Here is a 19,407-nt window from a genome sequence, read left to right as displayed (position 1 = left end):
TCATCCGGCGTTGCGATGGCGGATGAAGGGGCTGTAGGTAGTGGCCTCCGCGCGCAGCGCAATGCCGTCCTCGAAATCGCTGCTGTCGTTGAAGGGCACGGTGGGCCACTGCGGCCATTGCGCCAGGCGTTCGCGGTAGTGGTGGGTTGCTGCAGCCAGTGCCTCGTCGTGGGCCAGCACGCGCTCCGGTGCCAGCCCGGAACGCACGCCGTGCACCACGTGCGGTTCCATCACGTCGAAGCCGACGTAGCGCAGGCTGTACATCAAGGGCCACAGCAGCAACCGGGTATCTCCCTCGCGGCCGTCGACTGCGCAGGCCCGTGCCGATGAGCCGGTGGTGACGCTCAGCAACGCACGCTTGCCGCGCATCGCTCCGTGCTCGTGACGCAGGCGGCTGTTGTACATCGGCCCGTACACCAGTACGCGGTCCAGCCAGCCCTTCAGGATGGCCGGCGCCGCGAACCACCACAGCGGGAACTGCAGGATCAGCAGGTCTGCGGCCCGCAGCAGTTGCAGGTGATGTTGCACATCGACGGGCAGCTGGCCCTGCTCGGCGCTGTGCCGCTGTTCGCGTTGGGCGTCGAAGTGGCCGGGATGCAGGCGATGCGGATGGTGTTCAGCCGCTTCCAGCGGATCGAAGCCCTCCGCATACAGGTCGACCACGTCCACCTGCAGCGCGTCATGCCGCAGCTGCTCGGCGGCCTGAGCGGCCAGATGTGCATTGAAGGAGCGGGGCTCGGGGTGGGCAAGCAGGATCAGGGCGCGCATGGGGCGAGGTGTTCGACGAGTGTGCGACCATCCTCGCGGTGCCGGCATGCGCCGGCAATTACGCACCTTGAGGTAACCATGGCCTTTCCCGGGGATGTCTATGCCGCCGACTGTTCGGCACGCGATGCGCTTGCGCTGATTTCAGGCAAGTGGGTGATGCTGCTGCTGCCGGCATTGGCGCAGGGCCCGCTTCGCAACGGCGCGTTGCTGCGGAAGATCGAAGGCATCTCGCAGAAGGTGCTGACCCAGACCCTGCGCCAGCTGGAGCGCAATGGGCTGGTCGAGCGGTGTGACCGGGGCAGCAGACCACTGCATGTGGAGTACCGCCTGACCGAGGTCGCGCGCGGCCTGGTCGAGACGCTGTCCGCCCTGGATCGCTGGGCCGAGCACAACTTCCCGGCGCTCGATGCGGCCCGCGAGCGCTTCGACGCGCGCTAGCGGCGCCTGCACGGTCCCGGGCGTACAATGCGCCCCCGGCGGCCATCCTGGCCCAGTTGAAAAGCGAGAACCGCCATGACCGATGTCCTGGGTGTACCGGTGCACGACGCCGATGAACACTGGATGCGCCATGCACTGGCCCTGGCCGAGCGCGCGCAGCGTGAGTTCGACGAGATTCCGGTCGGGGCGGTGCTGGTGGGCGCCGACGGCCAGCTGCTGGGCGAGGGCTGGAACCTCAACATTGCCTCGCATGACCCCAGTGCGCATGCCGAGATCGTGGCCATGCGGGCCGGTGGAAAGCTGCTGGCCAACCATCGCCTGCTTGGCAGCACGCTGTACGTGACCTTGGAGCCGTGCGCGATGTGCGCGATGGCGATCGTGCATGCGCGCGTTTCGCGCCTGGTCTACGGCGCCAGCGACCCCAAGACCGGTGCGTGCGGCAGCGTGTTCGACCTGCTCGGCGATGCCCGCCACAACCACCGGGTCGAGATCCACGGCGGGGTGCTGGCCAAGGAAGCCAGTACGCGCCTGACCAATTATTTCCGCGCCAAGCGTGGCAAGCCGCCGCTGCTGCTGGAAGACCACGTCGGCGAGGGCTGAGGGGCGAACGGGTATGATGGGCGCCTCTTTCCTTCACCGGTAGGCCGCGCGCCTGCCCAGCAACGAGGCGACACAATGGCGGACACCGGCGCGGCCAACGAACGACTGATCTGGATCGACCTGGAAATGACCGGGTTGGACACCGACAACGATTCGATCATCGAGATCGCCACCGTGGTCACCGACGCCCAGCTGAACGTACTGGCCGAAGGTCCGGAATTCGCCATCCATCATCCGCTGGAAACGCTGGAGGCGATGGACGAGTGGAACCGCAACCAGCATCGTCGTTCGGGCCTGTGGCAGCGCGTGGTGGACAGCACCACCACCCTCGGCCAGGCCGAGGCGCAGATGGTGAACTTCCTGGCGCAGTGGATCCCGGCCGGTCTTTCGCCGATGTGCGGCAACTCGATCTGCCAGGATCGCCGCTTCCTGCACCGCCAGATGCCGCGCCTGGAGAAGTACTTCCATTACCGCAACCTGGACGTGTCCACGGTGAAGGAACTGGCCAAGCGCTGGGCGCCGAGCGTGGCCGCCGGCGTCGGCAAGAACGGCAACCACACCGCGCTGAGCGACGTGCACGACTCGATCGCCGAGCTGCGCCATTACCGCCAGTTCATGGGCGCGCTGTCGGGCTTGCCCACGGCCTGAACAACAACGCCGGGCAAGGCCCGGCGCTACCGGGTGACACGCGAACTGGTAGTGCCGGCCGCTGGCCGGCAAGGCGTCGGGGCCGAACCCCTTCCCGCGGCAAGGGCTCTGACCCCTCTGTCGTGCCTCGCGACGAACCGTTCAACTCCCCGGCGCTAAGATCGGCGCCATGAACGAGCCCATCCTGCTTCCCCGCGACATTGCCCACGACGCCCGCGACTGGTCCGACCTGCAGCGGGCGGTGGCCCTGCTGGAAGCGCCGACCCTCACCGCGCGCATGGCCAATCTGGTCGGCACGCCGCTGGAGTTCGCGGTGAAGGCGCTGCCCAAGGCGGTCTCCGGCCGCATACACGGTGCGGTGCAGGCGGCGCTGTCCAAGTCCGCACAGGCGGCGCTGTGGAGCATGGACAACTCGCCCGGCAAGGGAGCGTCCACCCGCTGGCACAAGCTGGCGGCAGCCACCTCGGGCGCGGTCGGCGGGGCCTTTGGTTTCGCGGCCTTGTTCATCGAACTGCCGGTGTCGACCACCATCATGATGCGCGCCGTGGCCGACGTGGCCCGCAGCGAGGGCTTCGACCTGTCCGAGTTCAGCACCCGGCAGGCGTGCCTGGAGGTGTTCGCGCTCGGTGGCAACTCGCCGCGCGACGACGCCAGCGAGACCGGCTACTACCTGGCCCGAGGCTTCACCACCGACGTGATGCGGCATCTTTCGGCCGAACTGGCTGGGCGTGTGGTGACCGGCCGCGACCTGACCCTGGGCGTGGCACCGAAGGAAGCTGGAAAGCTGCTGGCGAAGATGGTGGAAAAGGTGGCGGCGCGCTTCGGCGTGGTGGTCACCGAGAAATTCGCCGCACAGGCGGTGCCGATCGTCGGTGCTGCCGCCGGTGCAACACTCAATACCATGTTCACCGACTACTACCAGGACATGGCGCGCGGCCACTTCATCGTGCGCCGGCTGGAGCGCAAGTACGGTGAGGATGTGGTGCGCGCCTGCTATGACCGCGTGGCGCATGGTGCGGTAAGGATCGAGCCAAGGCTGGAGTAGAGCCACGCCATGCGTGGATGAGCCCTAGTGGCGGGTGATCCTTGCCTCGAGGGAACAATTGTTTTGCCAGTGCATGCCTGTTGCCTGGCAGCCGGCATCCCCATCCTTTGCGGCACTCCCCCCGCAAGAGATTGCCGCCATGATGTTCACCCCCCACCGCCTGGGCGCGTTGACGCTGCCCAACCGCATCGTGATGCCGCCGATGACCCGCTCGCGCGCCGCCGATGGCAACGTCGCCACCGCGGAAATGGCCGCCTACTATGCGCAACGCGCCAGCGCCGGCCTGATCGTCAGCGAAGGTACCCAGATCAGCCAGCAGGGCCAGGGCTATGCCTGGACCCCGGGCATCCACAGTGCCGAGCAGGTGCAGGGCTGGCGGCAGGTGACCGATGCGGTGCACGCCGCCGGTGGCCGCATCTACGCCCAGCTGTGGCACGTCGGCCGTGTCTCGCATGTGGCCCTGCAGCCCGATGGCGCGGCGCCGGTGTCTTCCTCGGCATTGCTCGCCGAAGGCGTGAAAGTGTTCGTCGACCCGACTGGGGCGGGTCCCGAAGCCGGTGTGGGCGAGATGATCCAGCACTCGATGCCGCGCGCGCTGCGCGAGGACGAGATTCCGGGCATCGTCGCCGATTACGCGCAGGCTGCGCGCAATGCGCTGGCCGCGGGATTTGATGGTGTGGAACTGCACGGCGCCAACGGCTACCTGATCAACCAGTTCATCGATTCGCAGGCCAACCAGCGCACCGATGCCTACGGCGGCTCACTGCAGAATCGCCTGCGTTTCCTGCGCGAGGTGGTGCAGGCGGTGGTCGAGGTTGCCGGTGGCGAGCGTGTGGGCGTGCGCCTGGCGCCGCTGACTACGCTGCAGGGGGCGGTGGACGATACGCCGCAGGCGACCTATCTGGCTGCCGCACACCTGCTCGGTGAGATGGGGGTGGGCTACCTGCACATTGCCGAGGCCGACTGGGACGATGCACCGCCGATGCCGGTGGCGTTCAAGCAGGCGCTGCGCATGGTCTACCCGGGTACGCTGATCTACGCCGGCAAGTACACCGCCGAGCGCGCCGAGCAGGCACTGGCCGAAGGCTGGGCTGACCTGATCGGCTTCGGCCGGCCGTTCATCGCCAACCCGGATCTGCCCGAGCGCCTGCGTACGGGTGCGACGCTGAATCCGCCGGATCGCGCCACGTTCTTTGGCGGTGGTGCGGAGGGTTTCACTGATTACCCGGCGCTGGAAGAGAGCGTCGCTGCCTGATTCTGGAGGCTGCCGGCCAGCGGCCGGCACTGCCAGTGGGCGAGGGGTAGTGCCGGCCGCTGGCCGGCATTTCAGTCAGGCGGCGAGGGGGGGAGTGCCGGCCGCTGGCCGGCATTTCAGTCAGGCGGCGAGGGGGGTAGTGCCGGCCGCTGGCCGGCATTTCAGTCAGGCGGCGAGGGGTAGTGCCGGCCGCTGGCCGGCATTCCACTGCCGGATCACGGCTTGTCGCGCACCAGCGCATCGGCCTCGACCACACCGCCATCCTTTCCATGCAGGTACAGGTGCATGTCCTGCTGCGGGTACGGAATGTTGATGCCGGCCCTGTCATAGCCCAGCTTCAGCTGCTCCAGCAGCGTGACCTTGGTGCCGAACCAGTCGGCCGACTTCACGTAGCAGCGGATGCCGAGGTTGATGGCGTGTGCGCCCAGCTCGTAGACCACCACGTCCGGTGCGGGGGTCTGCAGCACGCGCGGGTCGGCCTTCATCAGCGCCAGCGCGGTGTCGCGTGCCAGCTGGATGTTGTCTTCGTAGCCGATGCCGATCACCAGTTCGACGCGGCGCGTCGGCTCGGCGGTGAGGTTGATGATCGGCGCGGCGGTGATCAGCGTGTTCGGAATGGTGGTGTGCTGGTTGTCGGCGCCGGTTAGCACGGTCTGGAAGATGCGCACTTCGCGCACCGTGCCGGTCTGGCCGGCCACGGTGACCACATCGCCCACGCGGAACGGACGCAGCGTCACCAGCATCACGCCCGAGGCGATGTTGGACAGCGAATCCTTCAATGCCAGACCGACCGCCAGGCCAGCGGTGCCGAGCACGGCCAGCAGCGGAGTGATCTTCACGCCGAGTGTGTCGATGGCCAGCAGCGCCACGATCACCAGTGAGGTGGCATAGACCACGTTGCGCAGGAAGCTTCCCAGCATCGGGTCCACACCCATGCGCGCAGTGGCGCGCGGCATTGCATTGGACAAGCGACGTGCCACCCACAGGCCCACCAGCAGCACCACGATCGCGGCCAGCAACGGCACGCCGTAGGTTTCCAGCAGGCGTTCCCAGTCGAGCGAGTGGAACCAGGGCGTTGCGGCGGGGGCGGCGGGTGCTGCTGCGGCGATCATGCGGAAGTCCTTTGCTGAGAAACGGTGTCTGCGTGGGGCAGGTGCACGCCAGAAACACGAAGCCCCGCAGAGGCGGGGCTTGCATGCAGCAGCAGTATCGGCCGACGCCGATGAACACGACGTCAGCCTGTAGCCATCACGGCATCAGCCGTTGGCCTTCAGCTTGGCCAGGCGCAGCCAGGTATCGACCACGGTGTCCGGGTTCAGCGACACCGACTCGATGCCTTCCTGCATCAGCCATTCGGCCAGATCCGGGTGATCGGACGGGCCCTGGCCGCAGATGCCAACGTACTTGCCCTTGGCACGTGCTGCCTTGATCGCCATCGACAGCAGCTTCTTCACTGCCGGGTTCCGCTCGTCGAACAGGTGCGCAACGATCGAAGAGTCGCGGTCCAGGCCCAGGCTCAGCTGGGTCAGGTCGTTGGAGCCGATCGAGAAGCCGTCGAAGATCTCCAGGAACTCATCGGCGAGCAGTGCGTTGGACGGCACTTCGCACATCATGATGATCTTCAGGCCGTTCTCGCCCTGCTTCAGGCCGTTCTGTTCCAGCACCTCGACGACCTTGCGGCCTTCTTCCAGGGTGCGCACGAACGGAATCATGACCCACAGGTTGTCCAGGCCCATTTCGTTGCGCACGCGCAGCACGGCCTTGCACTCCAGCGCGAAGGCGGCCGAGAAGCTCGGGTCGACGTAACGGCTGGCGCCGCGGAAGCCGATCATCGGGTTCTCTTCGTGCGGCTCGTAGTTGCTGCCGCCGATCAGGTTGGCGTACTCGTTGGACTTGAAGTCCGACAGGCGCACGATCACCGGGTTCGGTGCAACCGAGGCGGTGAGAGTGGCGATGCCTTCGGCCAGGCGGTCGACGTAGAAGCTGACCGGATCACCGTAGCCGGCGATCTTCTCATCGATCTTCTTCTTGGTCGCCGCGTCCTGGCGGTCGTATTCCAGCAGTGCGTTCGGGTGGATGCCGATGTGGCTGGCGATGATCATTTCCAGGCGGGCCAGGCCGATGCCGGCGTTCGGCAGCTGGCCGAAGTCGAAGGCACGTTCCGGGTTGGCCACGTTCATCATGATCTTCAGCGGGGCCGGCGGCATGTTGCCCAGATCGGTGGTGGTGCGCTCGAAGCCGAGCTTGCCTTCGTAGATGAACCCGGTATCGCCTTCAGCGCAGCTGACGGTGACCAGCTGGCCATCTTCAATGACCTTGGTGGCGTTGCCCGAACCGACCACGGCGGGCACGCCCAGCTCGCGCGCGATGATCGCGGCGTGGCAGGTGCGGCCACCACGGTTGGTGACGATGGCCGAAGCGCGCTTCATCACCGGTTCCCAGTCCGGGTCGGTCATGTCGGCGATCAGCACGTCGCCCGGCTGCACGCGGTTCATGTCGTCCAGCGTCTTGACCACGCGGGCCACGCCCGAACCGATCTTGGCGCCGACGGCGCGGCCTTCGGCCAGCACGTTGCCGCCCTTTTCGGTCAGCGCGAAGCGCTCGATCTGGGTGGCGTGGCTGCGCGACTTCACCGTCTCCGGGCGCGCCTGCACGATGAACAGCTTGCCGCTGACACCGTCCTTGGCCCACTCAATGTCCATCGGGCGGCCGTAGTGCTTTTCGATGACCAGCGCCTGCTTGGACAGTTCCTGCACGTCCTCGTCGCTGATCGAGAAGGTGTTGCGCAGTTCGACCGGAGTGTCCTCGATCCTGACGCGCTCACCCGGGACATCCGAATACACCATGCGGATCGCCTTGCTGCCGAGCGAGCGGCGCAGGATCGCCGGCTTGCCGGCCTGCAGGGTGGGCTTGTAGACGTAGTACTCGTCCGGATTGACCGCACCCTGCACGACCATTTCGCCCAGGCCGAACGAAGAGGTGACGAACACCACGTCGCGGAAGCCGGACTCGGTGTCCAGGGTGAACAGCACGCCGGAGGAACCGACGCCCGAACGCACCATCAGCTGCACGCCGGCGGACAGGAACACGTCCTCATGCTTGAAGCCGTGGTGGACGCGGTAGGCGATGGCACGGTCGTTGTACAGCGAGGCGAACACTTCCTTGACCTTGTGCACGACATCGTCGGCACCGGTGACGTTGAGGAAGGTTTCCTGCTGGCCGGCGAAGGAGGCATCCGGCAGATCCTCGGCGGTGGCCGAGGAACGCACGGCCACGGCCACGTCGCCGCCGCCGTTGTCGGCGCTCAGCTTGGCGTAGGCGGTGCGGATGTCCTGGTCCAGCTGCGGCTGCAGCGGCGCATCGATCACCCAGCTGCGGATTTCCTTGCCGGCGGCGGTCAGCGCGTTGACGTCCTCGACGTCCAGCGTGGCCAGCTTGTCGAAGATGCGCTTGGACAGGTCGTTGTGCGCTATGAAGTCCTTGAAGGCTTCAGCGGTGGTGGCATAACCGCCCGGCACCGAAACGCCCAGACCGGCCAGGTTGCCGATCATCTCGCCCAGGGACGAATTCTTGCCGCCTACGCGGGCCAGATCGGCCAGACGCAGTTCGTGCAACCACAGGATGTTCTCGTTCAAGCGCGATGCTCCGTTTGGCCATCGCCCGAGGCGGGCTGAGTGGCCGCGTCCGTAGGAAGAAGCCGATATGATGCCGGGCAGACCACTGTCGGCACAAGCTTGTGCTGGCGGCCTTTTTAAGCTTCGTAGGGGGTAAAAGCGCGCATGTCGACCATCCGCCCGGTGTTCTACGTTTCCGATGGAACCGGTATCACCGCTGAAACCATTGGGCATAGCCTGCTCACCCAGTTCTCCGGGTTCAGCTTCATTACCGACCGCATGTCGTTTGTCGACGACCCCGAAAAAGCGCGTGAAGCCTGTGCCCGGATCCAGGCGGCAGGGGAGCGGTACCAGGTCCGGCCGATCGTGGTGAACTCCTGCGTGGACCAGAGCCTGAGCCTGATCCTGGCCGACAGCGGGGCGCTGATGCTGGATGTGTTCGCGCCGTTCATCGAGCCGCTGGAGCGTGAACTGGCCAGCCCGCGCCTGGCCCGGGTCGGCCAGGCCCACGGCATGGTCGACTTCGACACCTACCACCGCCGCATCAACGCGATGAACTTCGCCCTGACCCACGATGACGGTATCGCGGTGAACTACGACGATGCCGACGTGATCCTGGTGGCGGTGTCGCGCGCCGGCAAGACGCCCACCTGCATCTACCTGGCCCTGCATTACGGCGTGCGTGCGGCCAACTACCCGCTGACCGACGAGGACCTGGAAAGCGATCGCCTGCCGCCACGCCTGCGCAATTACCGGCGCAAGCTGTTCGGCCTGACCATCGACCCGGACCGCCTGCAGCAGATCCGCCAGGAGCGCCGCCCGAACTCGCGCTACGCCAACCTGGAGACCTGCAAGCGCGAGGTGGCCGCGGCCGAGGTGATGTTCCAGATGGAGCGGATCCCGACGCTGAGCACCACCCATACCTCGATCGAGGAGATTTCCAGCAAGGTGCTGGCCACGCTGGGGCTGCAGCGCGAGTTGTATTGATTCCGGTGGAGCCGGTAGAGCCGGCCGCTGGCCGGCTGATCGATGGACCCTCGGCCGCGATATTGCGCTGCCGGCCAGCGGCCGGCACTACCCCAGGGCTTGGCTTGCGCATGTACGCCCCCACGTTGAAGCACCAACGTGTAGGATCGACCCATGGCCCGAGCCTTGCCCCGTACCGAACGCATTCCCCGCCTGAGCCGGTTGAGCTGGCTCATGGGCCTGTACGCGGAGAACTATCGCCATCTGGTGCGCCTGTTCGAACCGGCCGGACTGGTGGCGGGCAGCTACATCTCCTCGATCGGCGACGGCCTGGATGTCCGCCTGGACGTGATCGAGTGCCACCGCTACACGGTGGAGCTGCGGCTGACCTACGACCTGGCCGACCCGGTCACCGGCGAGCCCGATCCGTCGGCCTACGTGCGCCTGTACCGTGACGCGCGCCAGGCCGAAACCACCCATTGCTATGTCGGCCGCCGCTGGCAGGACACCATGGGCCTGTACCCGCCGCCGGCGGAACTGATCAGCCACCGCATGCGGATGAACACCTTCCTCGGCAAGTGGCTGGAATACCTCGCCGAGCGCGGCCACGGCGTGGCCACCCTGCGCCGCGATCCTGATGGCGCCACTGCGGCTGCCGAACGCCGCCTGTCGCTGGTGCGCTGATCGGCCATAATCCACGGCTGACCTGCCGCTGGATGCTGCCCATGCCGTACACCCCGATCGTCGCCACCCTGGGCTACGTGCTGTCGCCCGATCGTCGCCAGGTGCTGATGATCCACCGCAACACCCGGCCCGGTGACCACCACCTGGGCAAGTACAACGGGCTGGGCGGCAAGATCGAACCAACCGAAGACGTTGCGGCAGGCATGCGCCGCGAGATCGCCGAGGAAGCCGGCATCGACTGCACCGGCATGCGCCTGCGCGGCACCATCAGCTGGCCGGGTTTCGGCAAGCACGGCGAGGACTGGCTGGGCTTCGTGTTCGTCATCGACAGTTTCGAAGGCACCCCGCACGGCGGCAACCATGAAGGCACGCTGGGGTGGGTGGACCTGGACAAGCTGGACACGCTGCCGATGTGGGAGGGCGACCGCAACTTCCTGCCGCTGGTGTTCGACGCCGACCCGCGCCCCTTCCACGGCGTGATGCCGTACCAGGACGGCCGCATGGTCAGCTGGTCCTACAGCCGGCTTTAAGCCGGCGAATCGGGAGGGGGGCGATCTTTCGAGTGGGGATCAACCTTCCAGGTGGGTGCCAACCTTGGTTGGCACGCTCTTCCGGTTCATTAACACCCGGGCAATATTGACGAATGAAAATTACCCGGGCAATATTCGCGCATCACCTCCGATGCCATTGCCATGCCTGCGTCCCGACTCCCTCCCTTCAGTTGCTTCGACGGCCACCGCCTGGTCGCTTCCGGTACACCGGAAGTGGCAGCGCTTGCGCTGAAGCAGCTGCGTGCCGGCAACGCTGCCGGTCCGCTGCTTGTGTTCGACAACGCTACCGGCCGCACCCGTGATTTCGATACGCGCGGCAGTGACGCAGAACTGCTGGCGCGGGTCGTCGAAGCCTTTCCCGCCGCCGTCGAGGCGGATGCCGACGCTACTGCCGAAGAGGCGCCGGCAACTCCGCGTGGCCGCGGCCGCCCCAAGCTGGGCGTGGTCGCACGCGAAGTGACCCTGCTGCCCCGCCACTGGGCGTGGCTGGCCGAGCAGCCCGGCGGGGCCTCGGTAGTGCTGCGCAAGCTGGTGGAGGCGGCCAGCCGTGCTGGTGCCGACAAGGACCGGCGGCGCCGCCACAGCGAGCGTGCCTATCACTTCCTGCAGACCATCGCCGGAGACCTCCCGGGTTTCGAGGAGGCCATCCGTGTGCTGTTCGCGCACGACCGGGCAGGCCTGGAAATGGCCTTGCGCAGCTGGCCCGAGGATGTGCGCAATCACGCCCTGCGCCTGGCCTTCGATGATTCTTCGGACCACGCAGACGGCTGAGCCACTGCGCCGTTGCTGAGCGGCGGCGCCACCTGATCGCGGGCCACGGCCGCCCGCTCCCCTTTGCTTGCTTTGCTGGCGGAAACGCCGGGCAGGGCAGCGCCTTGCCCAGAGAACCCCATGGACACCCCCGCACATCCCATCCCCCCGGTCGCGCCGCCCCTCTGGCACACCTATCTGAACCTGCTGCTGCCGATGCTGCTGACCAACGCATTGCAGCTGGCCGCAGGCACGCTGGACAACATCTACCTCGGCCATCTGCTGGGTACGCAGGCGGTGGCCGCCGCCGCAGCGTTCTTCCCTGTCTTCTTCCTGCTGCTGGCCCTGGTAATGGGTCTGGCGACCGGTGCGATGGTGCTGATCGGCCAGGCCTGGGGCGCGGGCCGGCCGCAACAGGCTCGCGCGGTGGCCGGCAGTGCGGTGGCACTGATCCTGTTGTTGTCAGTGCTGGTGATGGCAGTGGGCGGCGGTTTCGCTCCAGAGCTGCTGGTGGCACTCGGTACGCCGGCGCCGATCCTCGGCGAATCCATCGTCTATGCCCGTGTCCTGCTGCTGGCGGTACCGGTGTTCTTCCTGCTGTGGCTGGCCACTGCGGTGAGCCGTGCGGTGGGCGATGCCAGAACGCCGCTGCATGCGCTGCTGCTGGCCACAGTGGTCGGCCTGCTGTGCACGCCGCTGCTGATCCTGGGCTGGGCCGGCCTGCCGCAGCTGGGCGCGGCCAGTGCGGCAGTCTCGGCGGCGCTCGCCTCGCTGCTGGCCCTGGCCTGGCTGATGTGGCGGTGGCAGCGGATGGGGCACCCGTTGGCCCCGGGGCATGAGTTGCTGCAAGCCATCCGCTTTGATGGAGCGCTGATCCGTTCGATGCTGCGCATCGGCATACCGTCTTCGTTGCAGATGCTCAGCCTGGCCATTGCCGAAATCGTGCTGCTGGGCTGGATCAACCGCTATGGCTACACGGCCACGGCCGCCTACGGTGCGGTCAACCAGTTGATGAGCTGGGTGCAGCTGCCGGCGATGTCGCTGGGCATCACTGCCACCATCCTCGCGGCGCATGCGATGGGCGCGGGGCGTACGGCACGGCTGCCGGCCATCGCACGCACAGGCGTGCTGCTTGGACTGGCGATGCTGAGCGGGGTGGTGGTGCTGGTTGTGGCGCTGGCGCCCTGGCTGACCGGCCTGATCCTGGCGGCGACCGACGTGCGCGAACTGGCCGCGTTGCAGTTGCGCACCGTGGTGTGGGGCGTGCTGGCGATGGGAGGCAGTGCGGTGCTGGTCGGAGTGATGCGCGGCAGCGGCACGGTGCTGTTGCCGGCATTGCTGGGCATGGCTGCCGTGTTGCTGCTGGAGCTGCCGTTGGCGATGTGGCTGCAGTCCCGGCACGGTCTGGCCGGGCTGTGGTGGGCATGGCCGCTGGGGTTGCTGGCCATGCTGGTGATGCAGGTGTTCTGTTTCGCGCATTGGCGGCGCCGGGTGCAGGCTGGGTAGTGCCGGCCGCTGGCCGGCAATCCGCAATGGCCGGAGCAGCCGGCCAGCGGCCGGCTCTACCACTCGATCGGATCGCATCCGGCGCGGATGCAGGTGTTCTGCTTTGTTCGCTGGCGGCCGGGCGCAGGCAGGGTAGTGCCGGCCGCTGGCCGGCAATCCGCAATGGACGGAGCAGCCGGCCAGCGGCCGGCTCTACCACTCGGACGGATCGCATCCGCCGCGGATGCAGGTGTTCTGTTTTGCTCGTTGGCGGCCGGGTGCAGGCCGGGTAGTGCCGGCCGCTGGCCGGCAATCCGCAATGGACGGAGCAGCCGGCCAGCGCCCGGCTCTACCACTCGGTCGGATCGCATCCGGCGCGGATGCGGGTGTTCTGTTTTGCTCGCTGGCGACCGGTGCAGGCCGGGTAGTGCCGGCCGCTGGCCGGCAATCCGCAATGGCCGGAGCAGCCGGCCAGCGGCCGGCTCTACCACTCGGACGGATCGCATCCGGCGCGGATGCAGGTGTTCTGTTTTGCTCGCTGGCGGCCGGGTGCAGGCAGGGTAGTGCCGGCCGCTGGCCGGCAATCCGCAATGGCCGGGGCAGCCGGCCAGCGGCCGGCTCTACCACTTCAGTGCCGCTGTGCCAGCAGCAGGTGGAAGTGCTTTTCTCGGGTCTGGCCGTCATTGCCGGCTGCGGATTCGCGGTGGCTGCGCCAGGCCGAGACGCGGAAGCCCGATACCCGCAGCGCCAGCTCCACCGTGTCCAGCTCATGCAGCTGGAAGTCGGCGGCGAATGGCAGGCTGCGCATGAAGCTGGCATCGCCGAAGGCCAGGCACAGGCGGCCGCCCCGGCGCAGCACCCGCGCCAGTTCGTCCAGCACCGGGGCCAGGTTCGGCCAGAAGTACAGGGTGTTGACCGCCAGCGCGGCATCCATCGCGGCATCGGCGACCGGCAGTGCATGGGCGTCGCCGTGTCGCATCGCCGCACGTTCGGCCACCCCGGCGTCGGCCAGCCGCTGGTTGCCGGCCTCGACCATGGCCGTGGACAGCTCGATGCCCAGATAGTGGCTGCCGGTGGCCTGCAGCATCAGTGGCGCGAAGGCCGCATTGCCCGGGCCGACCTCCAGGACCCGTTCGCCGGCACCGACGGCCAGCAGCCCGATTGCGGCCAGGTTGAGTGCGCCGTTGCTGTGGTTCATCGAGTCGGCCACCGCCAGCGCGGCCTCGCCGTGGGGCTGCCGCAGCTGTGCGGCCAGGGTGGGAGCATCCAGCATCATCATCGTCCGTTGCAGAGTTTCGGACGTGGCGGCGGCGGGTCCGCCGGTGACCATAGCGCCGACCCTGTGGCTTGGGAAGTAGGGAAACCCCGCTTCCGGGTGATGAGGAAATGTCCAGCGTCGCAGTCGGTGAGATCTGGTTGTCCACAGGGGGTGTGGATTACGCGTGGGCAACTTTGTGGATAAGCCGCGACAGGCGCCACCCCCCTAGGCTGTCAAGATGGGTGGCGAAAAATTCACCGCTGGTGAGGGCAGGTGAGGGAGCGGTGAAGGCGGGTCCTGCCAGTGCTGTCGCCAGCGGCGGCGCTCGCGGTAACCTGTGGGCCTTGATGCTCCGTGAGACCCCATGAAACGTCACTTCTCGATGCTGCGCGAATTCCAGCTGGCCGACTGGTTCACCCTGGCCAATGCTTTCTGCGGCACCGGTGCGGTCTTTGCCGCGATGCGCTTCCTGCAGGACGGCGAGCGTGGCTACCTGCTGTTCGGCATGGCGTTGATCCCGCTGGCCTTCATCTTCGACGCGCTCGACGGGCGCATCGCGCGCTGGCGCAAGTCCAGTTCCACCCTGGGCCGCGAGCTGGACTCGCTGTCGGACGTGATCTCCTTCGGCGTGGCGCCGGCGGCGCTGGCCTATGCCTGCGGCATGCAGGGCGGCTGGGACTGGCTGGTGCTGAGCTACTTCGTCTGCTGCGGTGTCAGCCGCCTGGCACGCTACAACGTCACTGCCGAGGCGCTGGCCGGCGACGAGGGCAAGGTCACGTATTTCGAGGGCACCCCGATCCCGACCAGCCTGGTGCTGGTGATCGTACTGGCGATTGCCGCCGGTACCGATGCCATCGGCCAGAACATCTGGTTCGGCCAGTGGCAGATCGGCCCGTGGCAGCTGCACCCGATGGTGCTGTTGTTCGCCTTGTCCGGGTCGCTGATGATCAGCAAGACCCTGCGTATCCCCAAGCCATGAGCCAGCCCAGCGGAGGCCTGCAATGACCAGCTCGGCCCACGACGCCGGCAGCAGCGATTTCGAGACCCTGGCCCGGCAGTACTTCGGCGCCTGGGGCGATGCCCTGCGTCATGCGAGCACGCCCGGCGCACCCGCCGGTGACGACCCCGGCAGCTGGCAGCGGTTGTTCGACTGGTGGGGCCAGCTGTTGCCCGAGCAGGCGCAGGGCGCACCGGAAGATGCCGTGCGCCGGTTCCGGGAGCAGGCGGGCAGCTGGTACGGCACCATGCAGGAGGTCGCCGCACGATTTGCCGGCCGCGACGCCAGCAGTGCCGATGTGGCCCAGGCCTGGCGCGAGGCGGTGCAGGGGCAGGGCGATGGCATGCTGCAGTGGATGCTGCAGGGCGCCCGTGGCAGCACCCACGCCGGCGCCACCGTGCCCGAATTCGCCGCATGGCTGCAGCAGTTCCAGCTGCAGGCGGGCCCGTGGCTGCAGAGCCCGGCGTTCGGCCCCGGCCGCGAGCACCAGGCGCGCTGGCAGGCGCTGCTGCGGGCGCAGGAGGAGTACCAGCAGCATTCGCGCGCCTACGTTGATCAGATCAGGCAGGCGTTGGACGAGGCCTTCGCGTTGTTCGAGCAGCGTCTGGCCGAGCACGAACAGCCCGGCAGCCAGTTGACCAGCGCCCGCGCGATGTTCGACCTGTGGATCGAAGTGGCCGAGGAGGCCTACGCCAAGGTCGCCATGTCCGAACCGTTCCAGCAGGTGTACGCCTCGCTGGGCAACGCGCAGATGCGCCTGCGCGCCGGCCTGCAGCGCGAGGTGGAACAGATGAGTGAGCGTATCGGCCTGCCGACCCGCAGCGAGATGGACGCCGCGCATCGCCGTATTGCCGAACTGGAGCGCAGCCTTCGCCGCCTGCAGGCACAGGTGGCGGTGCTGGCGGGGACCGCCGCGGTCGATCCGGTGTCGCAGCCGGCACCGGCGAAGGTGAAGCCGGCCGCGCGCAAAGCCGCGAAGAAGGCCGCGCCGGCGAAGAAGGCGCCTGCAAAGAAGGTGTCTGCGAAGAAGGCTGCGTCTCGCGCGTCCACTCGGGCGCGTGACCGATGAAAGGACCGCTGGGCTTCAACGCCGATGACCTGATGCAGGAAACCCTGGCCATGCAGCGCAAGCTGATGGAAGGGCTGAAGCTGCTGCCGCAGGTGGAAGACGTGGACTATGGCGTGACCGCGCGCGAGGAAGTCTGGCGTGACGGCAAGGTGGTGCTGTACCGCTTCGTCGGCGAACAGGCACCGACCCGGCGCACACCGCTGCTGATCGTCTACGCGCTGGTCAACCGGCCGTACATGGTCGACCTGCAGGCCGACCGTTCGCTGGTGCAGAAGCTGCTGGCGCTGGGCCAGGACGTGTACGTGCTGGACTGGGGCTACCCGGATAGGTCCGAACGCTTCCAGACCCTGGAGGACTACCTGCTGCGCTACATCGACGGCGCGGTCGATGCGCTGCGTGCGCGCAGTGGTGGCCCGGTGGACCTGCTGGGTATCTGCCAGGGCGGCGTGTTCGCACTCTGCTACGCCGCGCTGCGCCGGCAGAAGCTGGGCAAGCTGATCACCATGGTCACCCCGGTCGACTTCCAGACGGCTGACAACATGCTCTCGCATTGGGCGCGGCAGGTGGACGTGGACCTGCTGGTCGACACGCTGGGCAACATCCCGGCCGACCTGATGAATGCCAGTTACCTGATGCTCAAGCCATTCCGCCTGAACGTGCAGAAGTACGTCGGCCTGCTCGACATCCTCGATGACAAGGCCGCGCTGGAGGATTTCCTGCGCATGGAGAAGTGGATCTTCGATTCACCGGACCTGGCGGGCGAGGCGTTCCGCGATTTCATCAAGCAGTTCTATCAGGGCAATGGGCTGGTGAACTGCACGGTGCGGATCGGCGAGGAAGCGGTGGATCTGTCGCAGGTGACGCTGCCGGTGCTGAACATCTATGCCGAGCAGGACCATCTGGTGCCACCGGATGCCTCTCGCGCGATGCGCGGGCGTTTGGGCACGGACGACTACACCGAGTCCAGTTTCCGTGGTGGGCATATTGGTATCTACGTGTCCGGCCGCGCGCAGCGCGAAGTACCGGCCACGATCAATGGCTGGTTGAAAGCGCGCGATCTGTAGAGTCGAGCCATGCTCGACTGACTTGGGGGTGATGATGTACCGGATTTTGTTGATTCTTGCGGCACTGCTGACAGCACCACTTGCCCACGCTGCACCCAGTACGGATGCACGCCGGGAGATCGCCCAGCTGATCGCCAGCCTGGACGGCTCCCAGTGCCGTTTCCAGCGCAATGGCAGCTGGTACGACGGCAGCGACGCGCGCGCGCACCTGCAGCGCAAGTACGATTACCTGCTGAAAAAGGGCATGGTGGACAGCGCCGAGCAGTTCATCGAGCGCGCTGCCAGCCAGAGCAGCATGAGTGGCAAACCCTACCGCATCCAGTGTCCGGGGCAGCCTGAACAGACCGCAGCCGCCTGGTTCGGCGCACGCCTGCAGGCCCTGCGCCACCGCACGCCGTAGACATGGGGGCGGTGTAGAGTCGAGCCATGTTCGACTGCCTTGTCCGTTTCCCGGAGCTGCCGCCATGAACACCACGCCCAAAACGCTGTCGCGCTCATTGAACGACCGCATGATTGCCGGCGTGATGGGCGGTATTGCCCATCGCTTCGGCTGGAATGCGACCCTGCTGCGGGTGATCTACGTGCTGGTTTCGCTGGCCTCCGCCGCCTTCCCTGGCATCCTGGTCTACCTGATCCTGTGGCTCCTGATCCCCAACGAGGCCGATTGAAGACTGGAGCAACGCCCTGGCCGATCTGGCTGCGCGCGCTGCAGGTGCTGGGCGCGGTGTGGACGTTACCCAATTCCCTGCTCGGCGTGATCGGCGGCCTGGCCGGCATGCTCGGCGGCGCGACATTGCGCTGGAGCGGCCGTGACTGCGCGCTGGTGTTCGACCACTGGCCGTGGGGGCCAGGCGGGGCGATCACCTTGGGGAACGTGATCCTGCACACCGGCCATGACCTGGGCATTTCCTGCCGCACCTATGCGCATCAGGCAGGGTGGGGCGTGGAGCCGCTGATCCGGCTGGATGATCACGAACGGGCGCACGTGTACCAGTACATGGTGCTGGGCCCGCTGTACCTGCCGGTGTACCTGCTGTGCGGCGGGGTGAGTGCGCGCAATCCGTTCGAACGGGCGGCCGATCATTTCGCCCGGTTCGGGCGTGGCTGGTGGCCGTAGTTTCCAGCCAACGGCGCAGCCCCTCGTGGGTGGTCGTGTAACGCGTTTCATGTGATTGGGCCGGGCGGGGTGGGTGCGCGGGACACGCCGTAAACCCGTCCCTGGGGGCTCGATGGCGCCTTGCTCGTGTGCGCAGTCCTGCGCACACGGCAAGACCGGGGTTGGGCGTCCTGCCCAACCCGCCCGAGGCATGCCTCGGGCCCATGGCGCCAACGGTCCCGCGAACCCACCCCGCCCGGCCCCTGACAGTTTCCGTGCGCGTCCAGCCACGGAGAAGAAATAGAACAGCAGAAGCGGATCGCGCGCTGCGCTTGCTCGCGAGCGGGGCATGGCTTGGCTTGGCTTGGCTCTACAGGAAGCAACAAATCAGCCGGCCAAGCTGTTTTTGCTTTTGATCTTCTTTTTTCTTTTCCGTGGGTGAACGTGCCCGAAAAACTGTCAGGGGCCGGGCGGGGTGGGTGCGCGGGACCGTTGGCGCCATGGGCCCGAGGCATGCCTCGGGCGGGTTGGGCAGGACGCCCAACCCCGGTCTTGCCGTGTGCGCAGGACTGCGCACACGAGCAAGGCGCCATCGAGCCCCCAGGGACGGGTCCACGGCGTGTCCCGCGCACCCACCCCGCCCGGCCCAATCACATGAAACGCGTTACACGACCACCCACGAGGGGCTGCGCCGTTGGCGGGAATCCGCCACGGATTCGTTAGCCGGAAGTTAAAGATCCGTAAGCATTCTGCTGCGATCCCGCAGTCATCTGCATGCAACCGATCGTCATTAGCCTTCGTGACGTTCCAGTCAGGTTCGACGCGGTAAGCTCTCCCTTGATGAGCTCGCAGCATCGTTCATCGAGTGCAGTACGCAGTAGCGATTTGGAGGAATACATCACATGGCAATCGTTCTTTATGTCGGTGGTAGCAAGGATGGCGAGAAGGGCGTGGTGCCCTACGGCTTCAGCAAATCCCGCGCCGACACCGCGCTGGGGCCGGAGTTCTACACGGAGCGGTTCATGGAACTGCAGGGTGTCGGCAAGGTCCGCCTGATGGCCCTGGAAGGCATGCGTGACGAGATCGTCATGCAGCGCGCCGCCCGCCACTACCGCTGAC

Annotated in this window: 21 protein-coding genes; 17 read left to right on the top strand and 4 right to left on the bottom strand. The window is 67.0% G+C overall.

The features are described from left to right. Positions 1–768, bottom strand: coding sequence for an NAD(P)H-dependent oxidoreductase (locus tag AC5P60_RS16990; protein ID WP_012480625.1), 768 nt, complete (start codon positions 766–768; stop codon positions 1–3). A 78-nt stretch (positions 769–846) separates the two neighbouring features. On the opposite strand from AC5P60_RS16990, the gene AC5P60_RS16985 reads away from it, so the two are divergent. The 5 genes from AC5P60_RS16985 (at position 847) to AC5P60_RS16965 (ending at position 4,754) form a co-directional block, all read left to right on the top strand. Next, complete coding sequence (locus AC5P60_RS16985) at positions 847–1,206, top strand: winged helix-turn-helix transcriptional regulator (RefSeq protein ID WP_483693793.1); 360 nt, start codon at positions 847–849, stop codon at positions 1,204–1,206. 75 nt (positions 1,207–1,281) lie between these two features. After that, entirely contained in the window at positions 1,282–1,806 is a 525-nt protein-coding gene (tadA, locus tag AC5P60_RS16980) for a tRNA adenosine(34) deaminase TadA (protein ID WP_005410103.1), read from the top strand. Between the two features lie 75 nt (positions 1,807–1,881). After that, a complete protein-coding gene (orn, locus tag AC5P60_RS16975; protein WP_495201787.1) occupies positions 1,882–2,454 on the top strand; it encodes an oligoribonuclease in 573 nt (190 codons plus the stop codon). A gap of 169 nt (positions 2,455–2,623) precedes the next feature. Continuing rightward, positions 2,624–3,499, top strand: coding sequence for an EcsC family protein (locus AC5P60_RS16970; RefSeq protein ID WP_005413826.1), 876 nt, complete (start codon positions 2,624–2,626; stop codon positions 3,497–3,499). Between the two features lie 139 nt (positions 3,500–3,638). After that, positions 3,639–4,754, top strand: a complete 1,116-nt coding sequence (locus AC5P60_RS16965; RefSeq protein WP_012480623.1) for an alkene reductase — start codon at positions 3,639–3,641, stop codon at positions 4,752–4,754. A gap of 215 nt (positions 4,755–4,969) precedes the next feature. Here the strand turns inward: AC5P60_RS16965 and AC5P60_RS16960 are convergent, their stop codons facing one another. Both AC5P60_RS16960 and ppsA read right to left on the bottom strand, forming a co-directional pair. After that, positions 4,970–5,866: a mechanosensitive ion channel family protein gene (locus AC5P60_RS16960; RefSeq protein ID WP_483693796.1), complete on the bottom strand. Its 897-nt coding sequence runs from the start codon at positions 5,864–5,866 to the stop codon at positions 4,970–4,972. Positions 5,867–6,010: 144 nt separating this feature from the next. Continuing rightward, the gene (ppsA, locus tag AC5P60_RS16955) at positions 6,011–8,389 is read right to left on the bottom strand and encodes a phosphoenolpyruvate synthase (protein WP_044570462.1); all 2,379 of its coding nucleotides are present in this window, start codon (positions 8,387–8,389) and stop codon (positions 6,011–6,013) included. A 144-nt stretch (positions 8,390–8,533) separates the two neighbouring features. On the opposite strand from ppsA, the gene ppsR reads away from it, so the two are divergent. The 5 genes from ppsR to AC5P60_RS16930 all read left to right on the top strand — a co-directional run bounded on the left by ppsR (position 8,534) and on the right by AC5P60_RS16930 (position 12,825). Then, positions 8,534–9,355: a posphoenolpyruvate synthetase regulatory kinase/phosphorylase PpsR gene (ppsR, locus tag AC5P60_RS16950; RefSeq protein ID WP_005410097.1), complete on the top strand. Its 822-nt coding sequence runs from the start codon at positions 8,534–8,536 to the stop codon at positions 9,353–9,355. A 153-nt stretch (positions 9,356–9,508) separates the two neighbouring features. After that, positions 9,509–10,018 (top strand): DUF1249 domain-containing protein, encoded by a 510-nt coding sequence (locus tag AC5P60_RS16945; protein WP_032966899.1) that lies wholly within the window; start codon positions 9,509–9,511, stop codon positions 10,016–10,018. A gap of 41 nt (positions 10,019–10,059) precedes the next feature. Beyond that, positions 10,060–10,548 (top strand): NUDIX hydrolase, encoded by a 489-nt coding sequence (locus AC5P60_RS16940; protein WP_483693797.1) that lies wholly within the window; start codon positions 10,060–10,062, stop codon positions 10,546–10,548. A 162-nt stretch (positions 10,549–10,710) separates the two neighbouring features. Next, positions 10,711–11,340 (top strand): DUF2239 family protein, encoded by a 630-nt coding sequence (locus AC5P60_RS16935; protein ID WP_049402528.1) that lies wholly within the window; start codon positions 10,711–10,713, stop codon positions 11,338–11,340. Positions 11,341–11,460: 120 nt separating this feature from the next. Further along, on the top strand, positions 11,461–12,825 hold the full coding sequence (locus tag AC5P60_RS16930; protein ID WP_049402529.1) for an MATE family efflux transporter: 1,365 nt from the start codon (positions 11,461–11,463) through the stop codon (positions 12,823–12,825). A gap of 607 nt (positions 12,826–13,432) precedes the next feature. On the opposite strand, the gene AC5P60_RS16925 is transcribed toward AC5P60_RS16930, so the two are convergent. Beyond that, positions 13,433–14,083, bottom strand: a complete 651-nt coding sequence (locus tag AC5P60_RS16925) for a class I SAM-dependent methyltransferase (protein ID WP_032966895.1) — start codon at positions 14,081–14,083, stop codon at positions 13,433–13,435. Positions 14,084–14,426: 343 nt separating this feature from the next. Between AC5P60_RS16925 and AC5P60_RS16920 the strand changes: the two genes are divergently transcribed. The 7 genes from AC5P60_RS16920 to AC5P60_RS16890 all read left to right on the top strand — a co-directional run bounded on the left by AC5P60_RS16920 (position 14,427) and on the right by AC5P60_RS16890 (position 19,406). After that, entirely contained in the window at positions 14,427–15,041 is a 615-nt protein-coding gene (locus AC5P60_RS16920) for a CDP-alcohol phosphatidyltransferase family protein (protein WP_014647547.1), read from the top strand. A gap of 22 nt (positions 15,042–15,063) precedes the next feature. After that, positions 15,064–16,128 (top strand): class III poly(R)-hydroxyalkanoic acid synthase subunit PhaE, encoded by a 1,065-nt coding sequence (gene phaE, locus AC5P60_RS16915; protein ID WP_088436214.1) that lies wholly within the window; start codon positions 15,064–15,066, stop codon positions 16,126–16,128. Next, positions 16,125–17,192 carry a class III poly(R)-hydroxyalkanoic acid synthase subunit PhaC gene (gene phaC, locus AC5P60_RS16910; protein ID WP_483693798.1) on the top strand — a complete coding sequence of 356 codons (1,068 nt, stop codon included), beginning with the start codon at positions 16,125–16,127 and terminating at the stop codon, positions 17,190–17,192. The genes phaE and phaC overlap by 4 nt, the downstream gene beginning before the upstream one ends. Before the next feature lie 31 nt (positions 17,193–17,223). After that, entirely contained in the window at positions 17,224–17,592 is a 369-nt protein-coding gene (locus AC5P60_RS16905; RefSeq protein ID WP_005413813.1) for a YfeK family protein, read from the top strand. Between the two features lie 64 nt (positions 17,593–17,656). Beyond that, entirely contained in the window at positions 17,657–17,860 is a 204-nt protein-coding gene (locus AC5P60_RS16900; RefSeq protein ID WP_005410087.1) for a PspC domain-containing protein, read from the top strand. Beyond that, positions 17,857–18,309: a hypothetical protein gene (locus AC5P60_RS16895; protein WP_049402533.1), complete on the top strand. Its 453-nt coding sequence runs from the start codon at positions 17,857–17,859 to the stop codon at positions 18,307–18,309. The genes AC5P60_RS16900 and AC5P60_RS16895 overlap by 4 nt, the downstream gene beginning before the upstream one ends. A gap of 881 nt (positions 18,310–19,190) precedes the next feature. Then, complete coding sequence (locus AC5P60_RS16890) at positions 19,191–19,406, top strand: hypothetical protein (protein WP_005410085.1); 216 nt, start codon at positions 19,191–19,193, stop codon at positions 19,404–19,406. Position 19,407: the final 1 nt, after the last annotated feature.

The organism is Stenotrophomonas sp. YJH_SMC_120 (genome assembly GCF_059368675.1).
The sequence above is the reverse complement of the archived record's forward strand: the minus strand, read 5'-3'. Positions and strand labels throughout refer to the sequence as shown.